The 20,986-nt window shown below is 71.6% G+C and carries 21 protein-coding genes and 1 tRNA gene; 15 read left to right on the plus strand and 7 right to left on the minus strand.

Going from position 1 to position 20,986, the window contains the following annotated elements:
* Positions 1-367 precede the first annotated feature (367 nt).
* From RBJ77_RS11770 to RBJ77_RS11780, 3 genes are all read right to left on the minus strand, one after another.
* A complete protein-coding gene (locus RBJ77_RS11770) occupies positions 368-1,027 on the minus strand; it encodes a response regulator transcription factor (RefSeq protein ID WP_308284791.1) in 660 nt (219 codons plus the stop codon).
* A 207-nt stretch (positions 1,028-1,234) separates the two neighbouring features.
* Positions 1,235-2,647, minus strand: a complete 1,413-nt coding sequence (locus RBJ77_RS11775; protein ID WP_372344970.1) for a sensor histidine kinase — start codon at positions 2,645-2,647, stop codon at positions 1,235-1,237.
* Positions 2,648-2,788: 141 nt separating this feature from the next.
* A complete protein-coding gene (locus RBJ77_RS11780; protein WP_372344971.1) occupies positions 2,789-3,976 on the minus strand; it encodes a sensor histidine kinase in 1,188 nt (395 codons plus the stop codon).
* A 206-nt stretch (positions 3,977-4,182) separates the two neighbouring features.
* Between RBJ77_RS11780 and RBJ77_RS11785 the strand changes: the two genes are divergently transcribed.
* The 13 genes from RBJ77_RS11785 (at position 4,183) to RBJ77_RS11845 (ending at position 16,015) form a co-directional block, all read left to right on the plus strand.
* Positions 4,183-4,581: an NADH-quinone oxidoreductase subunit A gene (locus RBJ77_RS11785; RefSeq protein ID WP_255977301.1), complete on the plus strand. Its 399-nt coding sequence runs from the start codon at positions 4,183-4,185 to the stop codon at positions 4,579-4,581.
* Positions 4,578-5,198 carry an NADH-quinone oxidoreductase subunit B gene (locus RBJ77_RS11790; RefSeq protein ID WP_372344972.1) on the plus strand — a complete coding sequence of 207 codons (621 nt, stop codon included), beginning with the start codon at positions 4,578-4,580 and terminating at the stop codon, positions 5,196-5,198. Before RBJ77_RS11785 ends, RBJ77_RS11790 begins: the two co-directional genes overlap by 4 nt.
* Positions 5,195-6,256, plus strand: coding sequence for an NADH-quinone oxidoreductase subunit C (locus RBJ77_RS11795; RefSeq protein WP_372344973.1), 1,062 nt, complete (start codon positions 5,195-5,197; stop codon positions 6,254-6,256). The genes RBJ77_RS11790 and RBJ77_RS11795 overlap by 4 nt, the downstream gene beginning before the upstream one ends.
* A complete protein-coding gene (locus RBJ77_RS11800; RefSeq protein WP_255977305.1) occupies positions 6,253-7,221 on the plus strand; it encodes a complex I subunit 1 family protein in 969 nt (322 codons plus the stop codon). Before RBJ77_RS11795 ends, RBJ77_RS11800 begins: the two co-directional genes overlap by 4 nt.
* Positions 7,221-7,844 (plus strand): NADH-quinone oxidoreductase subunit I, encoded by a 624-nt coding sequence (locus tag RBJ77_RS11805; protein ID WP_372344974.1) that lies wholly within the window; start codon positions 7,221-7,223, stop codon positions 7,842-7,844. The genes RBJ77_RS11800 and RBJ77_RS11805 overlap by 1 nt, the downstream gene beginning before the upstream one ends.
* On the plus strand, positions 7,841-8,503 hold the full coding sequence (locus RBJ77_RS11810; protein WP_372344975.1) for an NADH-quinone oxidoreductase subunit J: 663 nt from the start codon (positions 7,841-7,843) through the stop codon (positions 8,501-8,503). Before RBJ77_RS11805 ends, RBJ77_RS11810 begins: the two co-directional genes overlap by 4 nt.
* On the plus strand, positions 8,503-8,907 hold the full coding sequence (nuoK, locus tag RBJ77_RS11815) for an NADH-quinone oxidoreductase subunit NuoK (protein WP_372344976.1): 405 nt from the start codon (positions 8,503-8,505) through the stop codon (positions 8,905-8,907). The genes RBJ77_RS11810 and nuoK overlap by 1 nt, the downstream gene beginning before the upstream one ends.
* A complete protein-coding gene (locus RBJ77_RS11820) occupies positions 8,904-10,943 on the plus strand; it encodes an NADH-quinone oxidoreductase subunit L (RefSeq protein ID WP_372344977.1) in 2,040 nt (679 codons plus the stop codon). The genes nuoK and RBJ77_RS11820 overlap by 4 nt, the downstream gene beginning before the upstream one ends.
* A gap of 6 nt (positions 10,944-10,949) precedes the next feature.
* Positions 10,950-12,530, plus strand: coding sequence for a NuoM family protein (locus RBJ77_RS11825; protein ID WP_372344978.1), 1,581 nt, complete (start codon positions 10,950-10,952; stop codon positions 12,528-12,530).
* Positions 12,530-14,065, plus strand: coding sequence for an NADH-quinone oxidoreductase subunit N (locus tag RBJ77_RS11830; protein WP_372344979.1), 1,536 nt, complete (start codon positions 12,530-12,532; stop codon positions 14,063-14,065). Before RBJ77_RS11825 ends, RBJ77_RS11830 begins: the two co-directional genes overlap by 1 nt.
* Before the next feature lie 51 nt (positions 14,066-14,116).
* Positions 14,117-14,575, plus strand: a complete 459-nt coding sequence (locus tag RBJ77_RS11835; RefSeq protein WP_372344980.1) for an MscL family protein — start codon at positions 14,117-14,119, stop codon at positions 14,573-14,575.
* A gap of 187 nt (positions 14,576-14,762) precedes the next feature.
* Positions 14,763-15,626 (plus strand): zinc metalloprotease HtpX, encoded by an 864-nt coding sequence (gene htpX / locus RBJ77_RS11840; protein WP_255977319.1) that lies wholly within the window; start codon positions 14,763-14,765, stop codon positions 15,624-15,626.
* Complete coding sequence (locus RBJ77_RS11845) at positions 15,623-16,015, plus strand: YccF domain-containing protein (RefSeq protein WP_372344981.1); 393 nt, start codon at positions 15,623-15,625, stop codon at positions 16,013-16,015. Before htpX ends, RBJ77_RS11845 begins: the two co-directional genes overlap by 4 nt.
* A gap of 107 nt (positions 16,016-16,122) precedes the next feature.
* On the opposite strand, the gene RBJ77_RS11850 is transcribed toward RBJ77_RS11845, so the two are convergent.
* Positions 16,123-17,370, minus strand: a complete 1,248-nt coding sequence (locus tag RBJ77_RS11850; RefSeq protein ID WP_372344982.1) for an APC family permease — start codon at positions 17,368-17,370, stop codon at positions 16,123-16,125.
* Positions 17,371-17,503: 133 nt separating this feature from the next.
* Here RBJ77_RS11850 and RBJ77_RS11855 point away from each other — a divergent pair, with 133 nt between their 5' ends.
* Positions 17,504-17,776, plus strand: coding sequence for a GlsB/YeaQ/YmgE family stress response membrane protein (locus RBJ77_RS11855; protein WP_372344983.1), 273 nt, complete (start codon positions 17,504-17,506; stop codon positions 17,774-17,776).
* A 150-nt stretch (positions 17,777-17,926) separates the two neighbouring features.
* Here the strand turns inward: RBJ77_RS11855 and RBJ77_RS11860 are convergent, their stop codons facing one another.
* Positions 17,927-18,415, minus strand: coding sequence for a YajQ family cyclic di-GMP-binding protein (locus tag RBJ77_RS11860; protein ID WP_372344984.1), 489 nt, complete (start codon positions 18,413-18,415; stop codon positions 17,927-17,929).
* Between the two features lie 235 nt (positions 18,416-18,650).
* On the opposite strand from RBJ77_RS11860, the gene RBJ77_RS11865 reads away from it, so the two are divergent.
* Positions 18,651-18,732: transfer RNA gene (locus RBJ77_RS11865), tRNA-Tyr, on the plus strand.
* Positions 18,733-18,914: 182 nt separating this feature from the next.
* Here RBJ77_RS11865 and RBJ77_RS11870 read toward each other — a convergent pair.
* On the minus strand, positions 18,915-19,781 hold the full coding sequence (locus RBJ77_RS11870; protein WP_372344985.1) for a tetratricopeptide repeat protein: 867 nt from the start codon (positions 19,779-19,781) through the stop codon (positions 18,915-18,917).
* Positions 19,782-19,887: 106 nt separating this feature from the next.
* On the minus strand, positions 19,888-20,688 hold the full coding sequence (locus RBJ77_RS11875) for a nucleotidyltransferase domain-containing protein (RefSeq protein ID WP_372344986.1): 801 nt from the start codon (positions 20,686-20,688) through the stop codon (positions 19,888-19,890).
* Between the last annotated feature and the right edge of the window lie 298 nt (positions 20,689-20,986).

Raw genomic sequence — 20,986 nt, forward strand, 5'->3', positions numbered from 1 at the left:
TACGTCCTTGTTCGCTTCACCCGCGGATGTGCGCTGCTCTCCCACAACGATCCCGTCGGCCTCGTCGGCCTGCTCGGCTGGGCTACTGACCTGGCTGGTCACTGAACTGGACCTCCCTCGGGGCGGCTGTTCGGGCAGGCTCGTCCCACCGGCCTTCCCAAGGCCCACCCTACGTCTGTAAGGGTCGCCTTCCTCCGAGCATTCGCATGATGGACGTCGAAATGAGACGGCTTGTCGCCCTGGTTTGTCATGGTTCGCTCGATTCCCCCGACCCTCCCTTGAGACGCGCTCCAGTCATCCTTTGGTTCTAGGTCCGGATCGGCGCCCCGACATGCCCGATGCAGATATCTGACAGAGTGTCAGGTACTCAGGAGTTCAGGTAGGTCAGGACGGCCAGAACGCGACGGTGATCCCCGTCACTGGGCGACAGGCCCAGCTTCAGGAAGATGTTGCTCACGTGCTTCTCGACCGCACCGTCGCTCACCACGAGCTGCCGGGCGATCGCCGAGTTCGTCCGCCCCTCCGCCATCAGGCCGAGAACCTCGCGCTCGCGGGGCGTGAGATTCGCGAGCACGTCCTGCTTGCGGCTGCGCCCGAGCAACTGCGCGACCACCTCCGGGTCGAGCGCCGTACCGCCCTCCGCGACGCGTACCACCGCGTCCACGAACTCACGCACCTCGGCGACCCGGTCCTTGAGGAGGTAGCCGACGCCGTGGCTCGAACCGGCCAGCAGTTCGGTGGCGTACTGCTCCTCCACGTACTGCGAAAGGACCAGGACCCCGAGCCCGGGGAACTTCCCCCGCAAGTGGACCGCCGCGCGCACCCCCTCGTCCGTGTGGGTGGGCGGCATCCGTACGTCCGCCACGACGACGTCCGGGAGCTGGTCCTGCGCCCCCAGGTCGACGATGGTCTTGACCAGCGCGTCCCCGTCGCCGACACCGGCGACGACCTCGAGTCCGCGGTCGGTCAGCAGCCGGGTCAGCCCCTCCCTGAGCAGCACTGAATCCTCGGCGATGACCACCCGCACCCTGTCCTCCACGTTTCTCGTCCCCCCAGCGCCCCCGTGAATCTGTTCACGAGAGCCGTTTCTGACAGGTCCAGCATTCCAGCATCCGCACCCCCGTGCCCCTAAGCGGCGGAAATAGGGGGCGCATGCAGACAGCGCAGTGGTCGGGCGGCACCGAAACGGTGCCGCCCGACCACTGCGCTCACTTCCGTCGCGTACGTCTTCCCGTCATGCCCGGCGCCACGGCAGCTCCGCCGTCACCCGGGTCGGCCCGGCCGGCGGCGAGTCGACGAGGAGGATGCCGTCGACCGCGTCGAGCCGCTCGGCCAGGCCGGCCAGGCCCGAACCGCCGTCGGCGCTCGCCCCGCCCACCCCGTTGTCGTGGACCTGGAGCATCAGCCGGTCCCGGGTGCGCCACACGTCGACGGTCGCCCGGGTCGCCCGGCTGTGCTTGCTGACGTTCTGCAGCAGCTCGGACACGGTGAAGTAGGCGATGCCCTCGATGGCGGGGGCGGGCCGCTCCGTCAGGTCGACCTCGACCGTCACCGGCACCGTGCAGCGGGAGGCGACCGAGGACAGGGCCGCGTCCAGGCCGCGGTCGGTGAGGACCGCCGGGTGGATGCCGCGGGCCAGGTCCCGCAGCTCCTGCAGCGCCGTCTTCACCTCGCCGTGCGCCTCGCCCACCATGCGCGCCGCCTCCGCCGGGTCCTCGGCCAGCTTCTCCTTGGCGAGGCCCAGGTCCATCGCCAGGTTGACCAGGCGGGCCTGCGCGCCGTCGTGCAGATCGCGTTCGATGCGGCGCAGGTCGGCGGCGGCCGTGTCGACCACGACGCCGCGGTCCGACTCCAGCTCCACCACGCGGGAGGCGAGCCGCGACGGGCCGAGCAGCCCCGCGACCATCAGCCGGTCCACGGTGGTGAGCGCCCGCACCACCCACGGCGTCGCGAGCACGAAGAGCAGACCGACCAGCGAGGTCAGACCGATCTCGAAGGGGTTGTTCAGGTACACCGAGTGCTGGTCGTCCCCGTAGAGCTGGAGGCCGGCCTGACCGGCGTACATCGGGAAGACCCACTGCCACAGCGGGTAGGTGAACAGCGTCCAGCCCGTCGTCCAGAACGCCACCGCCACGGAGAACGCGAACGTCGCCCACGGGAAGTGCAGCACCCCGTACAGCAGGTGCCGCCAGGAGACGCCGCTCTTGAGCGTCGCGCCCATCCACGCGAACGGCCCGCCGTTGCGCGGCCGCAGCGGCTCGGGGGTGCCGACCTCCAGGCCGAGCAGACCGCGCGCCCGCACCCGCTCCAGGGCGCCGAACCCGCGCGCCCCCGCCAGCGCCGCCGCGAGCACCGGCACACCGATGAACGTGACGAGCAGGCCCGCGCCCAGCGACACCATCGTCACCGTCCACACGAAGAAGACGATGCTGAGGGGGAAGCTCAGCAGCACGTACCCGAGCTCGCGCCAGGCCCGCCCCTCGATCGGCGCCCGCAGCCCGGCGGGCAGCCGGCCGAGACCGCGCCGGGGGCGGGGCGCGCCGCCCGGGTGGTCGGTGTCGCCGATGTCGCCGATGTCGTCGTACGAGTACTCACCGCGGCGCTCACTGCGGTGTTCACTGCGGTATCCGTACTGGTGCGTGGCCATCGGTGTCGTCCGTTTCTGCTCGGGTCTCTGCTCGGTTCCGCTGCTCTGGTTCCAGGGTCCTCGCCGAGGCGGGGCCCGGCCATGCGGCGGGTCGGCGTCTTCGACCGGGGGTTTTCCCTACCCCCGTGGGGCCCGTCGGGCCTACTGCTGGTGCCGGTCGCGCCACGGCAGTTCGGCCGTGACCGTCGTTCCGGTGCCCTCCGGCGAGTCCACGACGAACAGGCCGTCGACCGCGCCGAGCCGCTCCGCGAGCCCGGCCATGCCGGTGCCCTTGTCGAGGCTCGCCCCGCCCCGCCCGTCGTCCCGCACCTGGATGAGCAGCCGGTCGTCCGACCGCCACACGTCGACCGACGCGGAGCGGGCGCCGCTGTGCTTGCTGACGTTCTGCAGCAGCTCGGACACGGTGAAGTACGCGATGCCCTCGATCGCCTCCGCGGGCCTGGCCGGCAGGTCCGCCGTCACCTTCACCGGCACCGTGCAGCGCGAGGCCACCGAGGAGAGGGCCGCGTCCAGGCCGCGGTCGGTGAGCACGGCCGGGTGGATGCCGCGGGCCAGGTCGCGCAGCTCCTGCAGCGCGAGCTTCACCTCGCCGTGCGCCTCGTCGACCATGGCGGCCGCCGTGTCCGGGTCCTCCAGGAGCTTCTCCTTGGCGAGACCGAGCCCCATGGCCAGGTTGACCAGGCGGGCCTGCGCGCCGTCGTGCAGATCGCGCTCGATGCGGCGCAGGTCGGCGGCCGCCGTGTCGACCACGACACCCCGGTCCGACTCCAGCTCGGCGATCCGCTGCTCCAACTCGTCGGACGGCGACAGGAGTCCGCGGACCATCGCCCGGTCCGCGTTGGTCAGCCCGCGCGCCACGAACGGCAGCACGGGCCACAGCACGAAGAGCCCGGTCAGCGTCACCGCGAACGTGACGATGCCCCACGGCAGCCGGATCACCTCGTACAGCACCGCGCGCCAGCCCACCGGGTCCTTCAGACCGGTCCACAGCCATCCGAAGAAGCCGCCGGCCCGCCGCACCGGCAGCGGACTCGGCTCCTCGACCCGCACCCCGAGCAGCTTGCGGGCCCTGGCCCGCTCCGCCCTGCCGAGCATCCGTGCGCCGCGCAGTCCCGCGGTGATCAGCGGCAGGCCGATCACCGTGACCGTCAGCCCGACGCCGAGTGCCAGCATCGTCACCGCGTACACGAAGCCGACCACGGCCAGCGGGAAGCTGCTCAGGAGGTACGCGATCTCCATCCAGGTGTGTCTGTCGTAGGCGAAACGCGGCGACGGCAGCGCCGGGCGGTCATCGCCCGGAGCGTCGGCGGCGTGCAGTGGGTCCGTCATAAGCGAAAGGGTGCCCTGCGCGCGCGGGGCGGCGCCATGAGGCGGGCTGCCGGGGACGAACGGGGGATAACCCCACCTCGCCGGTGCACCCCTTCGTACCGGGCTGCTTACCGTCCCTTTAACAGGCCCTAGACTCCCGTGCGTACAGATCGTCGAACACGACACATCACTACGAACACCCAACGAACACACGAGGGGCGACAGACGTGACGGGACCGACCGTGACCGTCATCGCGGCGGACTACTTCCACTCGTACTCGGTGGTCGGGCTGCTCGCCGTCGTCGGTGTGCTGTTCGTCGCCGTGGCCTTCGGCGCGGGCCGCCTGCTGCGGCCGGTGGTGCCCACCCCGGAGAAACTCCTCACGTACGAGTGCGGCGTCGACCCCGTCGGCGAGGGCTGGGCGCACACCCAGGTCCGCTACTACGTGTACGCGTTCCTCTACGTGATCTTCGCGGTCGACTCGATCTTCCTCTTCCCCTGGGCCACGGTCTTCGCCGCGCCGGGATACGGCGCGACGACCCTGGTCGAGATGTTCATCTTCCTCGGCTTCCTCGCCGTGGGCCTGCTGTACGCATACAAGAAGGGCGTCCTTACGTGGACGTGAGTGACGTGAGCGATGTGACCTCCTCGGAGCCGGTGTACCTGCCCGAGCCGAAGAAGCTGGGCGTGCTCTCGCGGCTCGCCCCCGAGCCGATGAAGGTGGTCCTCAACTGGGGCCGCCGCTACAGCCTGTGGGTCTTCAACTTCGGACTCGCCTGCTGCGCCATCGAGTTCATCGCGGCGTCGATGGCCCGCCACGACTTCATCCGGCTCGGCGTCATCCCGTTCGCTCCGGGCCCGCGCCAGGCGGACCTGATGATCGTCTCGGGGACCGTGACCGACAAGATGGCACCGGCCGTGAAGCGGCTGTACGAGCAGATGCCCGAGCCGAAGTACGTCATCTCGTTCGGCGCCTGCTCCAACTGCGGCGGCCCGTACTGGGACTCGTACTCGGTGACCAAGGGCGTCGACCAGATCATCCCGGTCGACGTCTACGTGCCCGGCTGCCCGCCCCGACCGGAAGCGCTGCTCCAGGGCATCCTCAAGCTCCAGGAGAAGATCGCCCGGGAGTCGCTCGGCGAGCGGTACGCGTCCGCCGACGCGGCGGCGGGCCGGCCCTCGGCCGCCGCGCTGAGCAGCGGTCTGGTCGAGCCGCCCGCCCCGGCCGGGGGTGAGCGATGAGCTGGCTGCCGAACCCCGTCGATGAGCTGTTCGGCGCCGGGGCCACGGTCGAGGAGGCGTACGACCTGCTGACCGTCGACGTCCCCGCCGCCGACTGGATCTCCGCCCTGGAGACGGCCCGTACGACGCTGGGATGCACCTACTTCGACTGGCTGAGCGCGGTCGACGAGCCGGAGGCGGGCTTCCGCGTCTGCGCCCACGTCGCGGCCGTCGCCCCCGGGTCCGTACGCCGGCTGCTGCTGCGCACGACCGTGCCGCACACGGCACCGGTGCTCGCCTCCGCGGTCGGCGTGTACGCGGGCGCCGCCTGGCACGAGCGCGAGACGCACGAGATGTTCGGCGTGGACTTCACCGACCACCCGGGCCTCGACCCGCTGCTCCTCCCCGAGGGCTTCGAGGGCCACCCGCTGCGCAAGGACTTCGTGCTCGCGGCGCGCGTCGCCAAGGCATGGCCGGGCGCCAAGGAGCCGGGGGAGTCCGAGCACGGCGGACCCAAGCGGCGTCAGATGCTGCCGCCCGGGGTGCCCGACCCGAACGAATGGGGTCCGCTGAAGGGCCAACTGCCGCCTGCTCCGGCACGCCCCGCACGTGGTGCGGGCCGTGCGGCGGGGGCCGGCGCGGCGGGCCGTACCGCGGGTGCCGGTGCGGGTGCCGAGGGGCGGGCCGTGGGGGAGCGTCCGGCGCGGCGCTCGCGGTCGGCGAGCGACGGTTCGGCGAGTCAGGCGGCGGCCGCGACCCCGGCGCCCGAGGCCTCGGAGGGGGCCGCCCGTCCGGCGCGGCGCTCGCGGAGCGTGTCGGACGGCTCGGCCTCGCAGCGGACGACGCCTCCGACGGCGGACACGGAGCCCACGCCCACGCCCAAGCCCCGGACGAGCGACGCGCCCTGGCACCACGCCAAACCGGCCTTCGACGAGGAGTCCCGCCCACCGGCGGCTCCCACGCCCGAGTCCGAGCCGGGCACCGCACCCGAATCCGAGCCCGCACCGGCTCCCGCGCCCGCGCCCGAGCGGGATCCCGCACCCGAATCTGACGACACGACCGACGGAGGCTCGCAGTGAACGACGCTCTCGACGTCGCCCTGCGCCTCGTCGTCGTCTTCGTCGCCTTCCTGGTGCTGCCCCTGGTCGTCGGCCAGACCGAGCACAAGGTCATGGCCCACATGCAGGGCCGCCTCGGCCCGATGTACGCGGGCGGCTTCCACGGGTGGGCCCAACTCGTCGCCGACGGCGTCAAGTTCGCGCAGAAGGAGGACGTGGTCCCGGCCGACGCCGACCGCCGCGTCTTCCAACTCGCGCCCGCTGTCGCCCTCCTGCCGTACCTCCTCGTGCTCCTCGCGATCCCGGTCGGCCCCGGCGACGGCGCGGTCGGCGCGGTCGTCGACGCGGGCATCTTCTTCGTGCTCGCGGTGATGGGCGTCGGCGTGCTCGGCTCGCTGATGGCGGGCTGGGCGAGCGCCAACAAGTTCTCGCTGCTCGGCGGTCTGCGCACCGCCGCACAGCTGCTGGCGTACGAACTCCCCATGCTGCTCGCCGCGGCCTCGGTCGCCATGGCGGCGGGCACGGTCTCGCTGCCCGGCATCGTCGACGCCTTCGAGTGGTGGTGGCTGCCCTGGCAGATCGTCGGCGCGCTCGTCTTCTTCGTGGCGGGTCTCGCGGAGTTGCAGCGCCCCCCGTTCGACATGCCGGTCGCCGACTCCGAGATCATCTTCGGCGCGTACACCGAGTACACGGGCCTGCGCTTCGCGCTCTTCCTGCTCGCCGAGTACGCGGGCATCGTCGTGCTGTGCGGCCTGACCACGGTCCTGTTCCTGGGCGGCTGGCACGGGCCCTGGGGCGCCGACGGCCTCGGCTGGGTCTGGACGCTCCTGAAGACGGCCGTGCTGGCCTTCGTCGTGATCTGGCTGCGCGTCTCGTACCCCCGGCTCCGTGAGGACCAGCTCCAGAAGTTCTCCTGGATCCTCCTCGTCCCGCTCGCCCTCGCGCAGATCGCGCTCACCGGCATCGTGAAGGTGGCGATCAACTGATGTCCGCGAAGTTCCCCGGGTCCGGCCTGGCCAAGGGCCTCGCCGTCACCCTCCGCACGATGACGAAGAAGACCGTCACCGCGCAGTACCCCGACGTCCAGCCCGAACTCCCGCCCCGCACGCGCGGCGTGATCGGCCTGTTCGAGGAGAACTGCACGGTCTGCATGCTGTGCGCCCGCGAGTGCCCCGACTGGTGCATCTACATCGACTCCCACAAGGAGACGGTGCCCCCGGCCGCCCCGGGCGGCCGCGAGCGCAGCCGCAACGTCCTCGACCGCTTCGCCATCGACTTCTCCCTCTGCATGTACTGCGGCATCTGCATCGAGGTGTGCCCCTTCGACGCACTGTTCTGGTCCCCGGAGTTCGAGTACGCCGAGACCGACGTCCGCGAACTCACCCACGAGCGCGACAAGCTCCGCGAGTGGATGTGGACGGTCCCGGCCCCGCCCGCCCTCGACCCGGCGGCCGAGGAACCCAAGGAACTGGCGGCGGCCCGCAAGGCGGCGGACAAGCTGGCAGCGGCGCAGGCGGCATCGACGGAAGCCCCGACCGCCCCGGCAACCGCGCCCGCGCCCGAGCCCGGGTCCCGCCCCGGCGGCCCCGGAGAGGAGCCGACCGCATGACCCTCGCCGTCCCGACGGCATCGGCAGCCGTCACCACGGCAGCCGAGAGCCACGGGTTCCTCTCCCCGACGGGCGTCGAGATCGCCTTCCTGCTCGTCGGCGTCGTCACCTTCGGCGCCGCGATCGTCACCGTCACCACGAAGCAACTGGTGCACGCCGCCCTGTGGCTGGTCGTCGCCCTCGGCGGCCTCGCCGTCGAGTACCTCCTGCTCACCGCCGAGTTCATCGCGTGGGTGCAGGTACTGATCTACGTGGGTTCCGTCGTGGTCCTCCTCCTCTTCGGACTGATGCTGACGCGGGCGCCCATCGGCCGCTCACCGGACGCGGACGGCCCCAACCGCTGGGCCGCCCTGGCCGTGGCCGTCGCGTCCGCCGCCGCCCTGGTCTGGGTCGTCGTCGACGCCTTCCGCACGACCTGGATCGACCTCGACCGCGCCGCCGACTCGGCCGGTGCCGGCGGGGGCAGCACGGCCGTGACCGGCTCGATCCTCTTCCGGCACTGGGTGCTGCCCTTCGAGGCGCTCTCGGTGCTGCTCCTCGCGGCCCTGGTCGGCGCGATCGTCCTGTCCCGCAAGAAGAGCGCCGCCGAGCCGTCGGACCCGGCCGGTGCCAGAGCCGGTGCCGGTGCCGGTACTGGAGCGCAGGAGGGCACCCGCTGATGCATCTCGCCTATCCCGCCGTCCTCGCCTCCCTCCTCTTCTGCACGGGCCTGTACGGAGTCCTGGCCCGCCGCAACGCGATCCTGGTCCTGATGTCGGTCGAGCTGATGCTCAACGCCGTCAACCTCAACCTCGTCGCCTTCGACGTCTGGCTGCGCGACGCCCTCCACTCCGGCCAGGCCCTGACGCTGTTCACCATCGCCATCGCCGCGGCCGAGATCGGCATCGGCCTGGCGATCGTGCTGGCCGTCTACCGCAACCGCGGCACGTCGGACATCGACAAGCTCCGCGACTCCGCCGAACCGCACGACCCGGACGACGACCCGCACGACCCGTCCGACGCCACCGCGACAGCCGTCACCCCGGCCACCGCGGCGGACGAGAAGGCCGAGGCCACCGCGTGACCACCACGACCCTCGCCGTACTCGTCCCCCTCCTGCCGTTCCTCGGCGCCGTCGCCGGCCTGCTGCTCGGCCGCACCGCACCCGGCTTCGTCCGCCCGCTGGCCGTGCTGCCGACCCTGGCCGCGCTCGTCCTCGCCGTGACCGTCGCCGGCCGGCAGGGCGGTGGCGGCGGCAACCGCACCGCCGCCCTCGACGCGCACACCGAACTCACCCCGACCGGCTCCGTGCCGATCGAACTGGCCCTGCACATCGACGGCTTCGCCGCCCTCGTCGCGATCCTGGTCGGCCTCGTCGCGACCTGCGTCCAGCTCTACTCGACGGGCTATCTGCGCGACGACCCGCGCTACCCCTCGTACGCCGCACTCGTCTCGCTCTTCACCTCCGCGATGCTCCTGGTCGTCTACTCAGGCGATCTGATGGTGCTGCTGGTCGGCTGGGAAGTCATGGGCATCTGCTCGTACTTCCTCGTCGGCCACTACTGGGAGACCCCCGAGGCGCGGGCCGCGTCCCTCAAGGCCTTCCTGGTCACGAAGCTCGGTGACGTCCCCTTCCTGATCGGCCTGTTCGCGCTCGCCACGGACGCCGGCTCGTTCCGCATCACGACGATCCTGGGCAAGGTCGCGAGCGAGGGCGGCCTCGACCACCCGACCCTGATCGCGCTCCTGCTGCTCGCCGGTGTGGCGGGCAAGTCCGCGCAGTTCCCGCTGCACACCTGGCTGCCCGACGCGATGGCCGGTCCCACGCCGGTCTCCGCGCTGATCCACGCCGCGACGATGGTCGCCGCCGGTGTCTACTTCGTCGCCCGCCTCCTCCCGGTCTTCACCGCCTCGCAGACGGCGCTGATCGTGCTCGCCGTCATGGCCGCCGTGACCATGGCCGGCTCGGCGCTCGCCGCGCTCGCCCAGGACGACATCAAGCGCGTCCTCGCGTACTCGACGATCGGCCAGCTCGGCTACATGACCGGCGCCCTCGCCGTCGGCGACCGTGGTGCCGCCGTCTTCCACCTCCTGTCCCACGGCGCCTTCAAGGCCGTGCTGTTCCTCGCGGCCGGCGTGATCATCCACGCCGCCGGCACCAACTCGCTCGCCGCGATGTCCCGCATGGACAACCTGCGGGCCCGCGTGCCCGACGCCTTCTGGACGATGACCGTGGCGCTGCTCGCGCTCGCCGCGATCCCGCCCTTCAGCGGCTTCTTCTCCAAGGAGGCCGTCCTCGGCGCCGCCAAGCACACCGCGACCGGTCACGAGCCCGGCGGCGTGGTGACCTCGGCTGTTCCCTCTGCGGCCGGCTGGATCGTCCTCGTCGCGGGCCTGGTCACGGCCCTGCTCACCGCCGCCTACGCGACCCGCCTGTGGCTGCTCGCGTTCAACGGGCGGGGTGCGCAGGCACCCGACCACGGCAGGCAGCCGGTCGTGATGAACGTCGTCCTGTGGGTCCTGGCGATCCCCTCCCTCACCTTCGGTCTGGTCACGCTCGTGCTGCCCGACTGGTTCGACGGGCGCTCGCTCACCCCGACCCTCACCACCTCCGTCCTGGGCACGGGCTTCGCTCTCGTCGGCGGCCTGGTCACCTACGCGGCCTGGCGCCACACCACCGCGATGGCGGCCCGCGCCACCGTCCCGATCGGCGCCGTCGCGATCGACACCGAGCAGGGCGACGGCGGCCTGGTCGAGGCCGAGGCCATCGCGACGCACACCCCGGCCTACGGCGACATCGCGAGCGCCCCCGACCCGGCCGACCCCGGCCGGCTGCTGCTCGGCCCGCTGCACCGCCACGCGGCCGTCGGCTTCCACCTCGACGCCCTCTACGCGACGCTCTTCGTCCGCCCCGTCCGGGCCGCGGCCGCACTGGTCCGCTTCCTGGACAGCGCGGTCGTCGAGACGTACGTGCGCGGAGCGGCCGAGGTCCCCAAGGCGCTCGGCTGGGCCGTCCGCCGCGCCCAGACCGGAAACGTGCAGACCTACCTCAGCGCACTGCTCGCAGGCACCGTCGTCCTGGTGGTCGCCGTCGTCCTCGTCGCCACCGCCGGAGCGTGAGCAGCCGTGATCGATATCAGCGAATCCGTGATGCAGTTCCTTCTCGCACTGATCGTCGTCGGCCCGCTCATCGGCGCCGTCCTCGCCCTTCTCCCGGCCCCGCCCGGACTGAAGGGGAAATCCCCGGACCAGGCCGTGCTCCGCCACGGCGTGACCGTGACCGGCGTGATCCTCGTCGCCGCGATCGTCCTCGCGCTCGGCTTCGACCACGACCATCCGTCCAAGATGCAGGCCACGACCGACATCAGCTGGATCCCGGCGCTCGACGTCCGTATCCACCTCGGCATCGACGGCATCTCCCTCCCCCTCCTCGTGCTCACCGCACTGCTCACGTTCCTGTGCGCGCTGTACTCCTACTTCAAGATGCCGAGCGGGCCGTCGCCCAAGGCCTTCGTCGCCCTGATCCTGGTCCTGGAATCGGGCACGCTCGCCACCTTCGCCGTCCTCGACCTCGTCCTGTTCTTCCTCGCGTTCGAGATGGTCCTCATCCCGATGTACTTCCTCATCGCCCGCTGGGGCGGTGCCGAACGGGCCGCGGCCGCCTGGAAGTTCATCCTCTTCACGCTGCTCGGCTCGGTCGTGATGCTGCTCGGGATCCTCCTTATCGGCGTTAAGTCGGGCACGTTCGACATGATGGCACTCGCCACTGACAACGGCCGGGGTCTGAGTACGTCCGTGCAGGTCATCGCCGTTCTGGCGATCGGGATCGGGCTCGCGGTGAAGACCCCGATGTGGCCGCTGCACAGCTGGCTGCCGGACGCCCACACCGCCGCCCCGACCGTCGGCTCGGTCCTCCTCGCCGGCGTGCTGCTGAAGATGGGCACGTACGGCTTCGTCCGGATCCTGCTGCCCGTCGCCCCCGACGGCTTCCGCACCTTCGCCCCGTACCTCGCCGCGTTCGCCGTCATCGGGATCGTCTACGGGTCGCTGGCCTGCCTGAACCTGGCGAAGCAGGGCGCGAAGGGCGACCTCAAGCGGCTCATCGCCTACTCCTCCGTCGGCCACATGGGCTTCGTGCTCCTCGGCATCGCGACGATGACGCCGACCGGCGTGAACGGCGCGCTGTTCGCGAACATCGCCCACGGCCTCATCACCGGCCTCCTCTTCTTCCTCGTCGGCGCGCTCAAGGACCGCACCGGCACCAGCGACCTCGACACCCTCGCCGAGCAGGGCGGCATGGCCCTGTACGGCAAGGCCCCGCGCCTGGGCGGGCTGCTCGCGTTCGCCGCCGTCGCCTCGCTCGGACTGCCCGGACTCGCCGGGTTCTGGGGCGAGATGCTCGCCCTGTTCGGCGCCTTCGACCCCGCGGACGACCTCAGCCGCCCGGCCTTCCTCGTGTTCATGTCGATCGCCGCGTTCGGCACCCTGCTCACCGCCGCGTACATGCTGATCGTGGTCCGCCGCGTCTGCATGGGCCCGCGCCCCCAGGCGGACCCGGGAACGCCCGTCCTCGCCGACGTGCAGGGCTACGAGTTCGCCGCCTGGACCCCGCTCGTCGCCCTCACCGTCCTCGCGGGCCTGTGGCCCGCTGCGCTGCTCGGCCTCACGAACCCGGCCGTGCAGAAGCTCCTCGCAGGAGGCCTCTAGTGACCGCCGTCGCCGCGCCCTCCGTGGCCTCCCTCGTCCAGTCCGTCGACTGGGCCGCGATCGCGCCGCCGACCATCGCGGCGGTCGTCGCCCTCGGCGTCCTGGTCGCCGACCTGTTCGTGGGCGCGCACCGCAAGGCGGTCCTCGGCTGGATCTCCGTCGCGGGCCTGGCCGCCGCCGGACTCGCCCTGATCCCGCTGATCGGCGACGAACGCTCCACCTTCTGCCTCACCGGCACCTCGTACGACGCCTGCAGCTACACGGCGGACCGCTTCACGCTCGTCATCCAGTTCCTGGTCCTGGCGGGCGCGCTGCTCACGGCACTGCTCTCGATCAGCTCCCTGAAGGACGCCAAGAACGCGAACAAGCCGCTTCCCGAAGGGGAGTTCTGGTTCCTGCTCCTGTCGTCGGCCGCCGGCGCCGCGCTGCTGCCCGCCTCCCGCGACCTGGCCACGCTCGTCGTCGCCCTGGAGGTGGCCTCGCTGCCCGCCTTCGCCCTCGTGGGCCTCAAGCGGGACGACAAGCGGTCGTCGGACGCGGCCCTGAAGTTCTTCCTGTCGTCGGTCACCGCGACCGCCGTCACCCTGCTCGGCGTGAGCTTCGTCTACGCGACCACCGGCAGCCTGCACCTCACCAGGGTCGCCTCCCAGCTCACCCACGTGGACGGCCAGTTCCACACCCTCGCCCAGGCCGGCGTGGCGCTCACCCTCGTGGGCTTCGCCTTCAAGACGGCCGCCGTACCGTTCCACTTCTGGGTGCCCGACACCTACGTAGGCGCACCGCTGCCGATCGCCGCCTACTTGTCGGTCATCGGCAAGGCGGTCGGCTTCTCCGGCATCATCCTCGTCACGGTCGTCGCCTTCCCGTCGTACGCCGACGTCTGGGGCCCGGCCCTCGCCGCGCTCGCCGCCCTGACGATGACCGTCGGCAACGTCGCGGCGCTGCGCCAGCAGGCCACGCGCGCGTACAGCGCCGTCCGCCTGCTCGCCTGGTCCTCCGTCGGACAGGCCGGCTACCTCCTGGTGCCGATCGCCGCGGCCGCCTACTCCGACGACCCGCAGAAGTCGATCGGCTCCACGCTCGCGTACGCCCTCATGTACGCCGCCGCGAACCTCGGCGCCTTCGCCGTGGCCGCCCTCGTCGCCCGTACGAAGCCGCTCAACCGCCTCGTCGACTACCGCGGCCTGTACGCCTCGCGCCCGCTCGCCGCGCTCGTCCTGGGCTTCTTCCTGCTCTGCCTGGCGGGCCTGCCGCCGGGCATCATCGGCCTGTTCGCGAAGGTCACCGTCTTCTCCGCCGCCGTCGACGCGGGCCTCGGCTGGCTCGCCGTCGTCATGGCCGTGAACGTCGTGATCGCGCTCTACTACTACCTCCAGTGGACCGCGACCCTCTTCCGCGCCCCCGAGGGCGAGCCGGTGGCCTACCGCACCTCCGTGCCGCTCACCGCGGCCATCGCCGTGACGGCCGTCATCGGCGTGGCCCTGTCCGGCGCGCCGCAGCTGGTCCTGCGTTTTGCCTCGACGGGCCTCTTCTAGGCACCCTCGTACGGCACCAGGAAACGCCCCACCTTCAAGGAGACAGACGCCGTGCTGAGCGGGTTCAAGGACTTCATACTCCGCGGGAACATCGTGACGATGGCCATCGGCCTCGCCGTCGGTTCCGCCTTCACCGCGGTGGTCACCGGTTTCAGTACGGCGTTCATCGCCCCGCTGATCGGCCTCGCGACCCGCTCCACCGGCGACTTCAGCAAGGCGCACTTCACGGTCGAGGGCACCGACTTCCCGTACGGCAAGTTCGTGAGCGCGGCCATCGCCTTCGTGATCACCGCGGCGGTGCTCTACTTCGTGGTCGTCGTCCCGATGATGAAGCTCCAGACGCGCATGGACCGCGGCAAGCCGGTCGACATCAAGGCCGCCCTGCGCGACTGCCCCCGCTGCTACAGCCAGATTCCCGGCATCGCCACGCGCTGCCCGAACTGCACCAGCGAGATCAAGGCCGACCCGGCCGCCCTGGAACTCGCGGGCATGCTGCCCGAGCAGCGCTGACCCGTACGGCCTACAGCGGCGCACCGCCCGCCGGGCGCGCACAAGGGAACTAGTCCTGCTCGTCTGGCGTTGACCAGTACGGGAGGGTCCACTGGACATGGAGGCGCGGCGCACCGCCGCGCACCCCCAGTGGAACAGCAAGACAGCAAGCAGTGGGTTCCCCTGCGCACCATCAGGAGGGCGTACCGTGCACCGCCGGCACAATGGGCTGAAGACCGCCGTACTCCTCGGGGGACTTTCCGCCCTCATCATCGTCATCGGCAGCTTCTTCGGCCGTATGGGGCTGGTCATCGGCCTCGTCATCGCGATCGGGACGAACGCGTACGCGTACTGGAACAGCGACAAGCTGGCCCTGCGCGCGATGCGTGCCCGTCCCGTCAGTGAGTTCGAGGCGCCCGCGCTCTACCGCATGGTGCGCGAGCTCTCCACGCAGGCCCGCCAGCCCATGCCGCGCCTGTACATCTCCCCGACGGAGGCGCCGAACGCGTTCGCGACGGGCCGCAACCCGCGCAATGCCGCCGTGTGCTGCACCGAGGGAATCCTGCGCATCCTGGACGAGCGCGAGCTGAGAGGCGTCATCGGGCACGAGCTCAGCCATGTCTACAACCGCGACATCCTGATCTCGTCGGTCGCCGGCGCCCTCGCCTCCGTGATCATGTTCCTGGTCAACTTCGCGTGGCTGATCCCGGTCGGCCGCTCGAACGACGACGACGGCCCCGGCCTCTTCGGGATGCTCCTGATCATGATCCTGGGCCCGCTCGCCGCCTCCCTCATCCAGCTCGCCATCAGCCGCTCCCGGGAGTACGAGGCCGACGCCTCCGGCGCGCAGCTGACCGGGGACCCGCTGGCCCTGGCCAGCGCCCTGCGCAAGCTCGACGCCGGAGTGAAGCAGCTGCCGCTGCCGCCCGAGCCGCGCATCGAGACGGCGAGCCACATGATGATCGCCAACCCCTTCCGTCCCGGTCAGGGAATGTCGAAGATGTTCTCCACGCACCCGCCGATGGCGGAGCGGATCGCCCGGCTCGAGCAGATGGCAGGTCGACAGCAGTGAAGACAATCCTGAACGTCATCTGGCTGGTCCTCAGCGGCTTCTGGCTGTTCCTCGGCTACCTGCTCGCGGGCCTGCTGCTGTGCATCACGATCATCGGCATCCCCTTCGGGATCGCCGCCTTCAGGATCGGCATCTACGCCCTGTGGCCCTTCGGGTACACGACGGTCGAGCGCAGGGACGCGGGCGCGCCGTCCTGCATCGGCAACGTGCTGTGGCTGATCCTCGCGGGCTGGTGGCTGGCCCTGGCGCACATCTTCACGGGCATCGCGCTGTGCGTGACGATCATCGGCATCCCGTTCGGCATCGCCAACTTCAAGCTGATCCCGGTGTCGCTGATGCCGCTCGGCCGCGACATCGTGCGCACGGACCAGCCCTTCGCGACGCGCTAGAAGGCTCTGCGCGCTAGAAGGCTCTACGCGCCAGAAGGCTCTGCGCGTCAGCGGGCTCTGCGCGGCGGGTGGCCCTGGCCCCTGCACGCCCACGCCGGCAGGCAGGGCTATGCGACTCGCTTGCGTACCCCGTAGGCGAGCGCCCCCACGGCGAGCACACCGGCGCCCGCCACCACCGACGTCACCGGCAGCGCGCAGGCGAGCGCCACGCACCCCACGGCCCCGAGCGCGGGCAGTGCGCGCGCCCGCGGGGCCGGACTCAGCGTCCACGCCGAGGCGTTGGCGATCGCGTAGTAGACCAGCACGCCGAACGACGAGAACCCGATCGCCCCGCGCACATCCCCGACAGCGGCCACGACGGCCACCACCGCGCCCACGGCGAGTTCCGCCCGCACAGGCACCCGGAAGCGCGGGTGCACGGCCGCCAGCGCGCCGGGCAGGTGCCCGTCCCGCGCCATCGCGAGCGTCGTCCGCGAGACGCCCAGGACCAGCGCGAGCAGCGACCCGAGCGCCGCCACCGCCGCCCCCGCCCGCACCACCGGCACCAGCCCCCCGACGCCCGCCGCCCGCACGGCGTCCGCCAGCGGAGCGGCGGCTCCCGCCAGTCCGTCCACCCCGAGCACGGCGACGGCCGCCGCGGCCACGGCGGCGTACACGACCAGAGCGATCCCCAGCGCCACCGGGATCGCCCGCGGAATGGTCCGCGCCGGATCGCGCACCTCCTCGCCGAGCGTCGCCACGCGCGCGTACCCGGCGAACGCGAAGAACAGCAGCCCCGCGCCGCTCAGTACGCCGCTCACGCCCTCGGAGAGCCCCGGCGCGAGCCGCCCGCCCTCCGCGCCTCCCGAGCCCGCACAGGCCACCACGACGGCCGCCAGCACCCCGAGCACGACGGCGACCGCCACCCGTGTCAGCCCCGCCGACCTCTCAACCCCCAGACAGTTCACGGCAGTCAGCGCCACCACGGCCGCGACCGCCACCGCGTGCGCCTGCCCCGGCCACACGTACGTGCCCACGGTCAGCGCCATCGCCGCGCACGACGCCGTCTTGCCGACGACGAACGCCCAGCCCGCCAAGTACCCCCAGAACGGCCCCAGTCGCTCCCTCCCGTACACGTACGTGCCGCCGGACACGGGATAGCGGGCGGCGAGCCGCGCCGACGCCATCGCGTTGCAGTACGCCACCACGGCGGCCACCGCGAGCGCGAGGAACAGCCCCGAACCGGCCGCGCGCGCCGCGGGACCGAGCGCCGCGAAGATGCCGGCCCCGATCATCGAACCGAGGCCGATCACCACCGCGTCCCGTACGCCCAACGCCCTGCGCAGCGAAGTCTCAGAAGCTCCCGGCTGTGTCATGGCCCGCACCCTAGAAGGCTGTGAGAAAGCTGTCGCAACCACGCCACGCCTACTTGTCGTCCTTCAGGGCAACAGTGGATCAAGGCAACGCCACTGCACGGCAACGCCGCACAACAGAAGGGCAGTACACGGCATGGGCATCATCAGCTGGATCATCCTGGGCCTGCTCGCCGGTGCCGTCGCCAAGTTCCTGCTACCGGGCCGGGACCCGGGAGGCCTGATCGGCACCACCCTGATCGGCGTGGCGGGAGCCTTCATAGGCGGCTGGATATCGGCGGAGTGGCTCGACCGGCCGATCTCCAAGGACTTCTACGACGGCGCCACCTGGGTCGCCGCGATCGGCGGCGCCCTGGTGCTCCTGATCGTCTACCGGATCTTCTTCGGCGACTCCCGCAGCCGCCGCTGAGGCGTGGCCGGACCGGGACCGGCAGCGAGACCGGTAACGAGACCGGTAACGGTGACAAGACCGGTAACAAGGAGGGGCGGTACCCGGCCGGGTACCGCCCCTCCTTCCGTCTTCCGTCCTCCGTCTTCCGTGCGACGGGCAGGCGGAGACCTACCGGTAGTTCACGAACTGCAGCGCGAAGTCGAAGTCCTTGCCCTTGAGCAGCGCGATCACGGTCTGCAGGTCGTCGCGGCTCTTGGAGCTGACGCGCAGCTCCTCACCCTGCACCTGCGCCTTGATGCCCTTCGGGCCCTCGTCGCGGATGATCTTCGCCACCTTCTTGGCGTTGTCCTGGGAGATGCCCTCCTCGATGGAGGCGAAGATCTTGTACTCCTTGCCGGACAGCTGCGGCTCACCGGCGTCCAGCGACTTCAGCGAGATGCCGCGCTTGATCAGCTTGGACTGGAAGACGTCGAGGATGGCCTTGACCCGCTCCTCGGAGTTGGCCTCCATCAGGATCTTCTCGCCGGACCAGGAGATGGAGGCGCCGACGTTCTTGAAGTCGTAGCGCTGGGAGATTTCCTTGGCGGCCTGGTTGAGGGCGTTGTCGACCTCCTGCCGCTCGACCTTCGAGACGATGTCGAAACTGGAGTCGGCCATGTCCTGTGGCTCCTTGTATCGGGGTTGTATCGGTGATGGGCCGGGAACCCGATCGGGTGCACATCGGGTTCAGGCCGGGTGCGCACCGGAGCTCCGCACCATGGGCAAAGCCTAGCCACCGCCCGGGGCCCGGCCGTCGATCAATCGGGTGGCGAAGCACCCCTGTCCATCGGGTATTGTTTACGTCGTTGCCACCGAGCACCGCCCAGAGCGGGTCTCACGGCAGCAAACCCAAGGCGGTGTGCCCGAGCGGCCAAAGGGAGCAGACTGTAAATCTGCCGGCTCAGCCTTCCCAGGTTCGAATCCTGGCGCCGCCACACTTGGGGGAAGCCCTCTCCGGATTCTGGAGGGGGCTTCGTCGTGTCCAGAGCCGTGCCGTGGTGCGGCGTGGCGCGGGGAGCCAGGGGCGTCCCCGCGCGATCCGCTCGGTCCAGTCGGTCCAGTCGGTCCAGTCGGTCCAGTCGGTCCGGGCAGTCCCGGGCAGTTCCGGTCGGTCCGGTCAGTCCACCGGCCGTAGATCGCTCCAGGTGCGCCCGCCGCCCGCGGCCCACGCGTCGAGCAGCCGCCCGGCCTCCTCCTGGGGCGCGGCGAGCCAGATCTCCTGGGAGCCGCCGTGGGCCGGCCTGCTGGACTCGTCCCAGTCGACCGTGCCCTCGCTGCAGCAGGCGCAGAGCAGGTGGAAGCTGCTGGCCGCCTCGGCGCCGAAGTCCTGGTCGAAGAACGACGAGACCAGGGCCTCCACGTCGGACGCCTCCGGCGCGTTGACGGTGACGTGCAGCGTCGGCAGCGGGGAGGGCTCGAAGAGCAGCAGTTCGTCGAAGACCGCGACCCGCTGCCCTTCGAAGGTCCGCTCGCCCGTCGGCTCCCCGTCGTGCACGACGATCTCGCCGAACCGCCGCCCCTTGGACGCCGGCACGTTCATCACGCGCCCGCGCGTGGGACAGAGCCGCTGGATCCAGACGACCTCCCGCTCGCCGTCCGTGTGCAGCCGCACGCACGCAGGACCGAACGCGCCGTTGATCTCGCCCTCGCCCTCCGGCAGGGGGATGCCGAAGCCCTCCCAGGCGTCGCGCGCGGTGGCCCAGTCGCGCTGGATGGTGGCCGCGACCCCCAGGTTCCAGAACGCCGGGTCCTGCTCGCCGCGGGGCGCGCGGGCGGCGGCCTCCCGGCCCAGCTCGTGGGCCTTCGGCCAGTCGCGCAGAAACTTGTACGCCAGGGCGGCGTCGTACCACCAGTCCGCGCTGGGCTTCTCGTCCGGGTAGTGCGCGAGGACCTGCTCGTACAGCTGGGCGGAGCGCAGCCACTCCTCCGCGTCCCACGCCTCCCTGGCCTGCCCCAGCAGCCTCTTCGCCTCGGACTTCTCCACGTGCCCCGCCCCTCCGGTAGTCAGGCCAGGAGTGTCGCACGCGGACCGGACGGCACATCACCCCCGTCATCCCCCTGACCAGGAGTGATGCCGGTGGCTCGGGCGGTCAGCGGGCCTGTACGTAGCCTTCGCGCAGCGGGCCCCCGACGAGGGCGAGCACCTTCTCCACCGCCGCGGCCAGCGGCGCCGTCTCGGCCCGCTCCGCGGCCGCCCGGTGGCCGGCGAGGAGGGCCTCGCCGCGTTCCGGGTCGGCGGCGAGGAGCCGGCGGGGCAGCCAGCGGCCGATGCCGGTCCAGGCGCCGTGGTGGGCGGTGAGCAGGTGGGCCGCCTCGCGGAGCACGAAGTCGGCCGTCGCGAGCTGCTCGTAGCGCTCGGTCGGCGGGGTGTCGAGGAGGTCGTCGAGGAAGCAGGTCAGGACGTAGCGGCTGCGCTCGCGCTCGGCCCCGGTCAGCGGGGCGGGCCCGGCCGCGAGGAGGGCGCGGGCCCGGCCCCGTACCCGGGCCAGGTCACCCTCGCGGTCGAGCAGCGGGATGCCCTGGTCGTAGATGAACAGGATCGTGCCGCGGCGCAGCAGCCGGTCGCGCTCGAAGAAGCCGGGGACGTCGGCGCGGGTGTGCAGGAACAGTTCCGCGGGACGGCCCTCGTGGCGGATCACCTCGCGGCGGCTGGTGCCCGTGTCGGGCAGCAGGACCGCCAGGTCCAGGTCGCTGGTCGCGCGCGCCGTGCCCCGGGAGGCGGAGCCGCCGAGGACGGCGCCCAGGGCGTCCGGGAAGCGCTCCTCGACCAGGCGAAGGGCCTGGGCGGCCAGCAGGGCGGAGACGGAGGCGGAGGTGGAGGCGGCCGGGTCGGAGGTGACGTCGGCCGGGGCGGAGGCGGCGTCGGGCTGCGGCAGGGCTTGATCACTCATGCCGTACGGGTCTACTCGGCGGCCCGCGACCGCGTCCAGTGCTTTCCGGTCGCCCGTCGCCCGTCGCCCGTCGCCCGTCGCCGGTCGTCGGTCGTCGGTCGTCGGTCGCCCGTCACCCGTCGCCCGTCACCCGTCGCCCGTCACCCGTCGCCCGGCACCCGTTGCCCCGGCACCCCTCGCCCCTCGCCAGTCGGCAATCGCCCGATGGCGCTGGGGCCCGCACGGTCTTGTGTGACGCATGGGGCACCCATAGGGTGAACCGCCTTATGGCATACGGGTGTTCGATCTCTGAGGGGCG

Source organism: Streptomyces sp. KL116D (genome assembly GCF_030766975.1).
In the GTDB taxonomy this organism is placed as follows: domain Bacteria; phylum Actinomycetota; class Actinomycetes; order Streptomycetales; family Streptomycetaceae; genus Streptomyces; species Streptomyces longispororuber_A.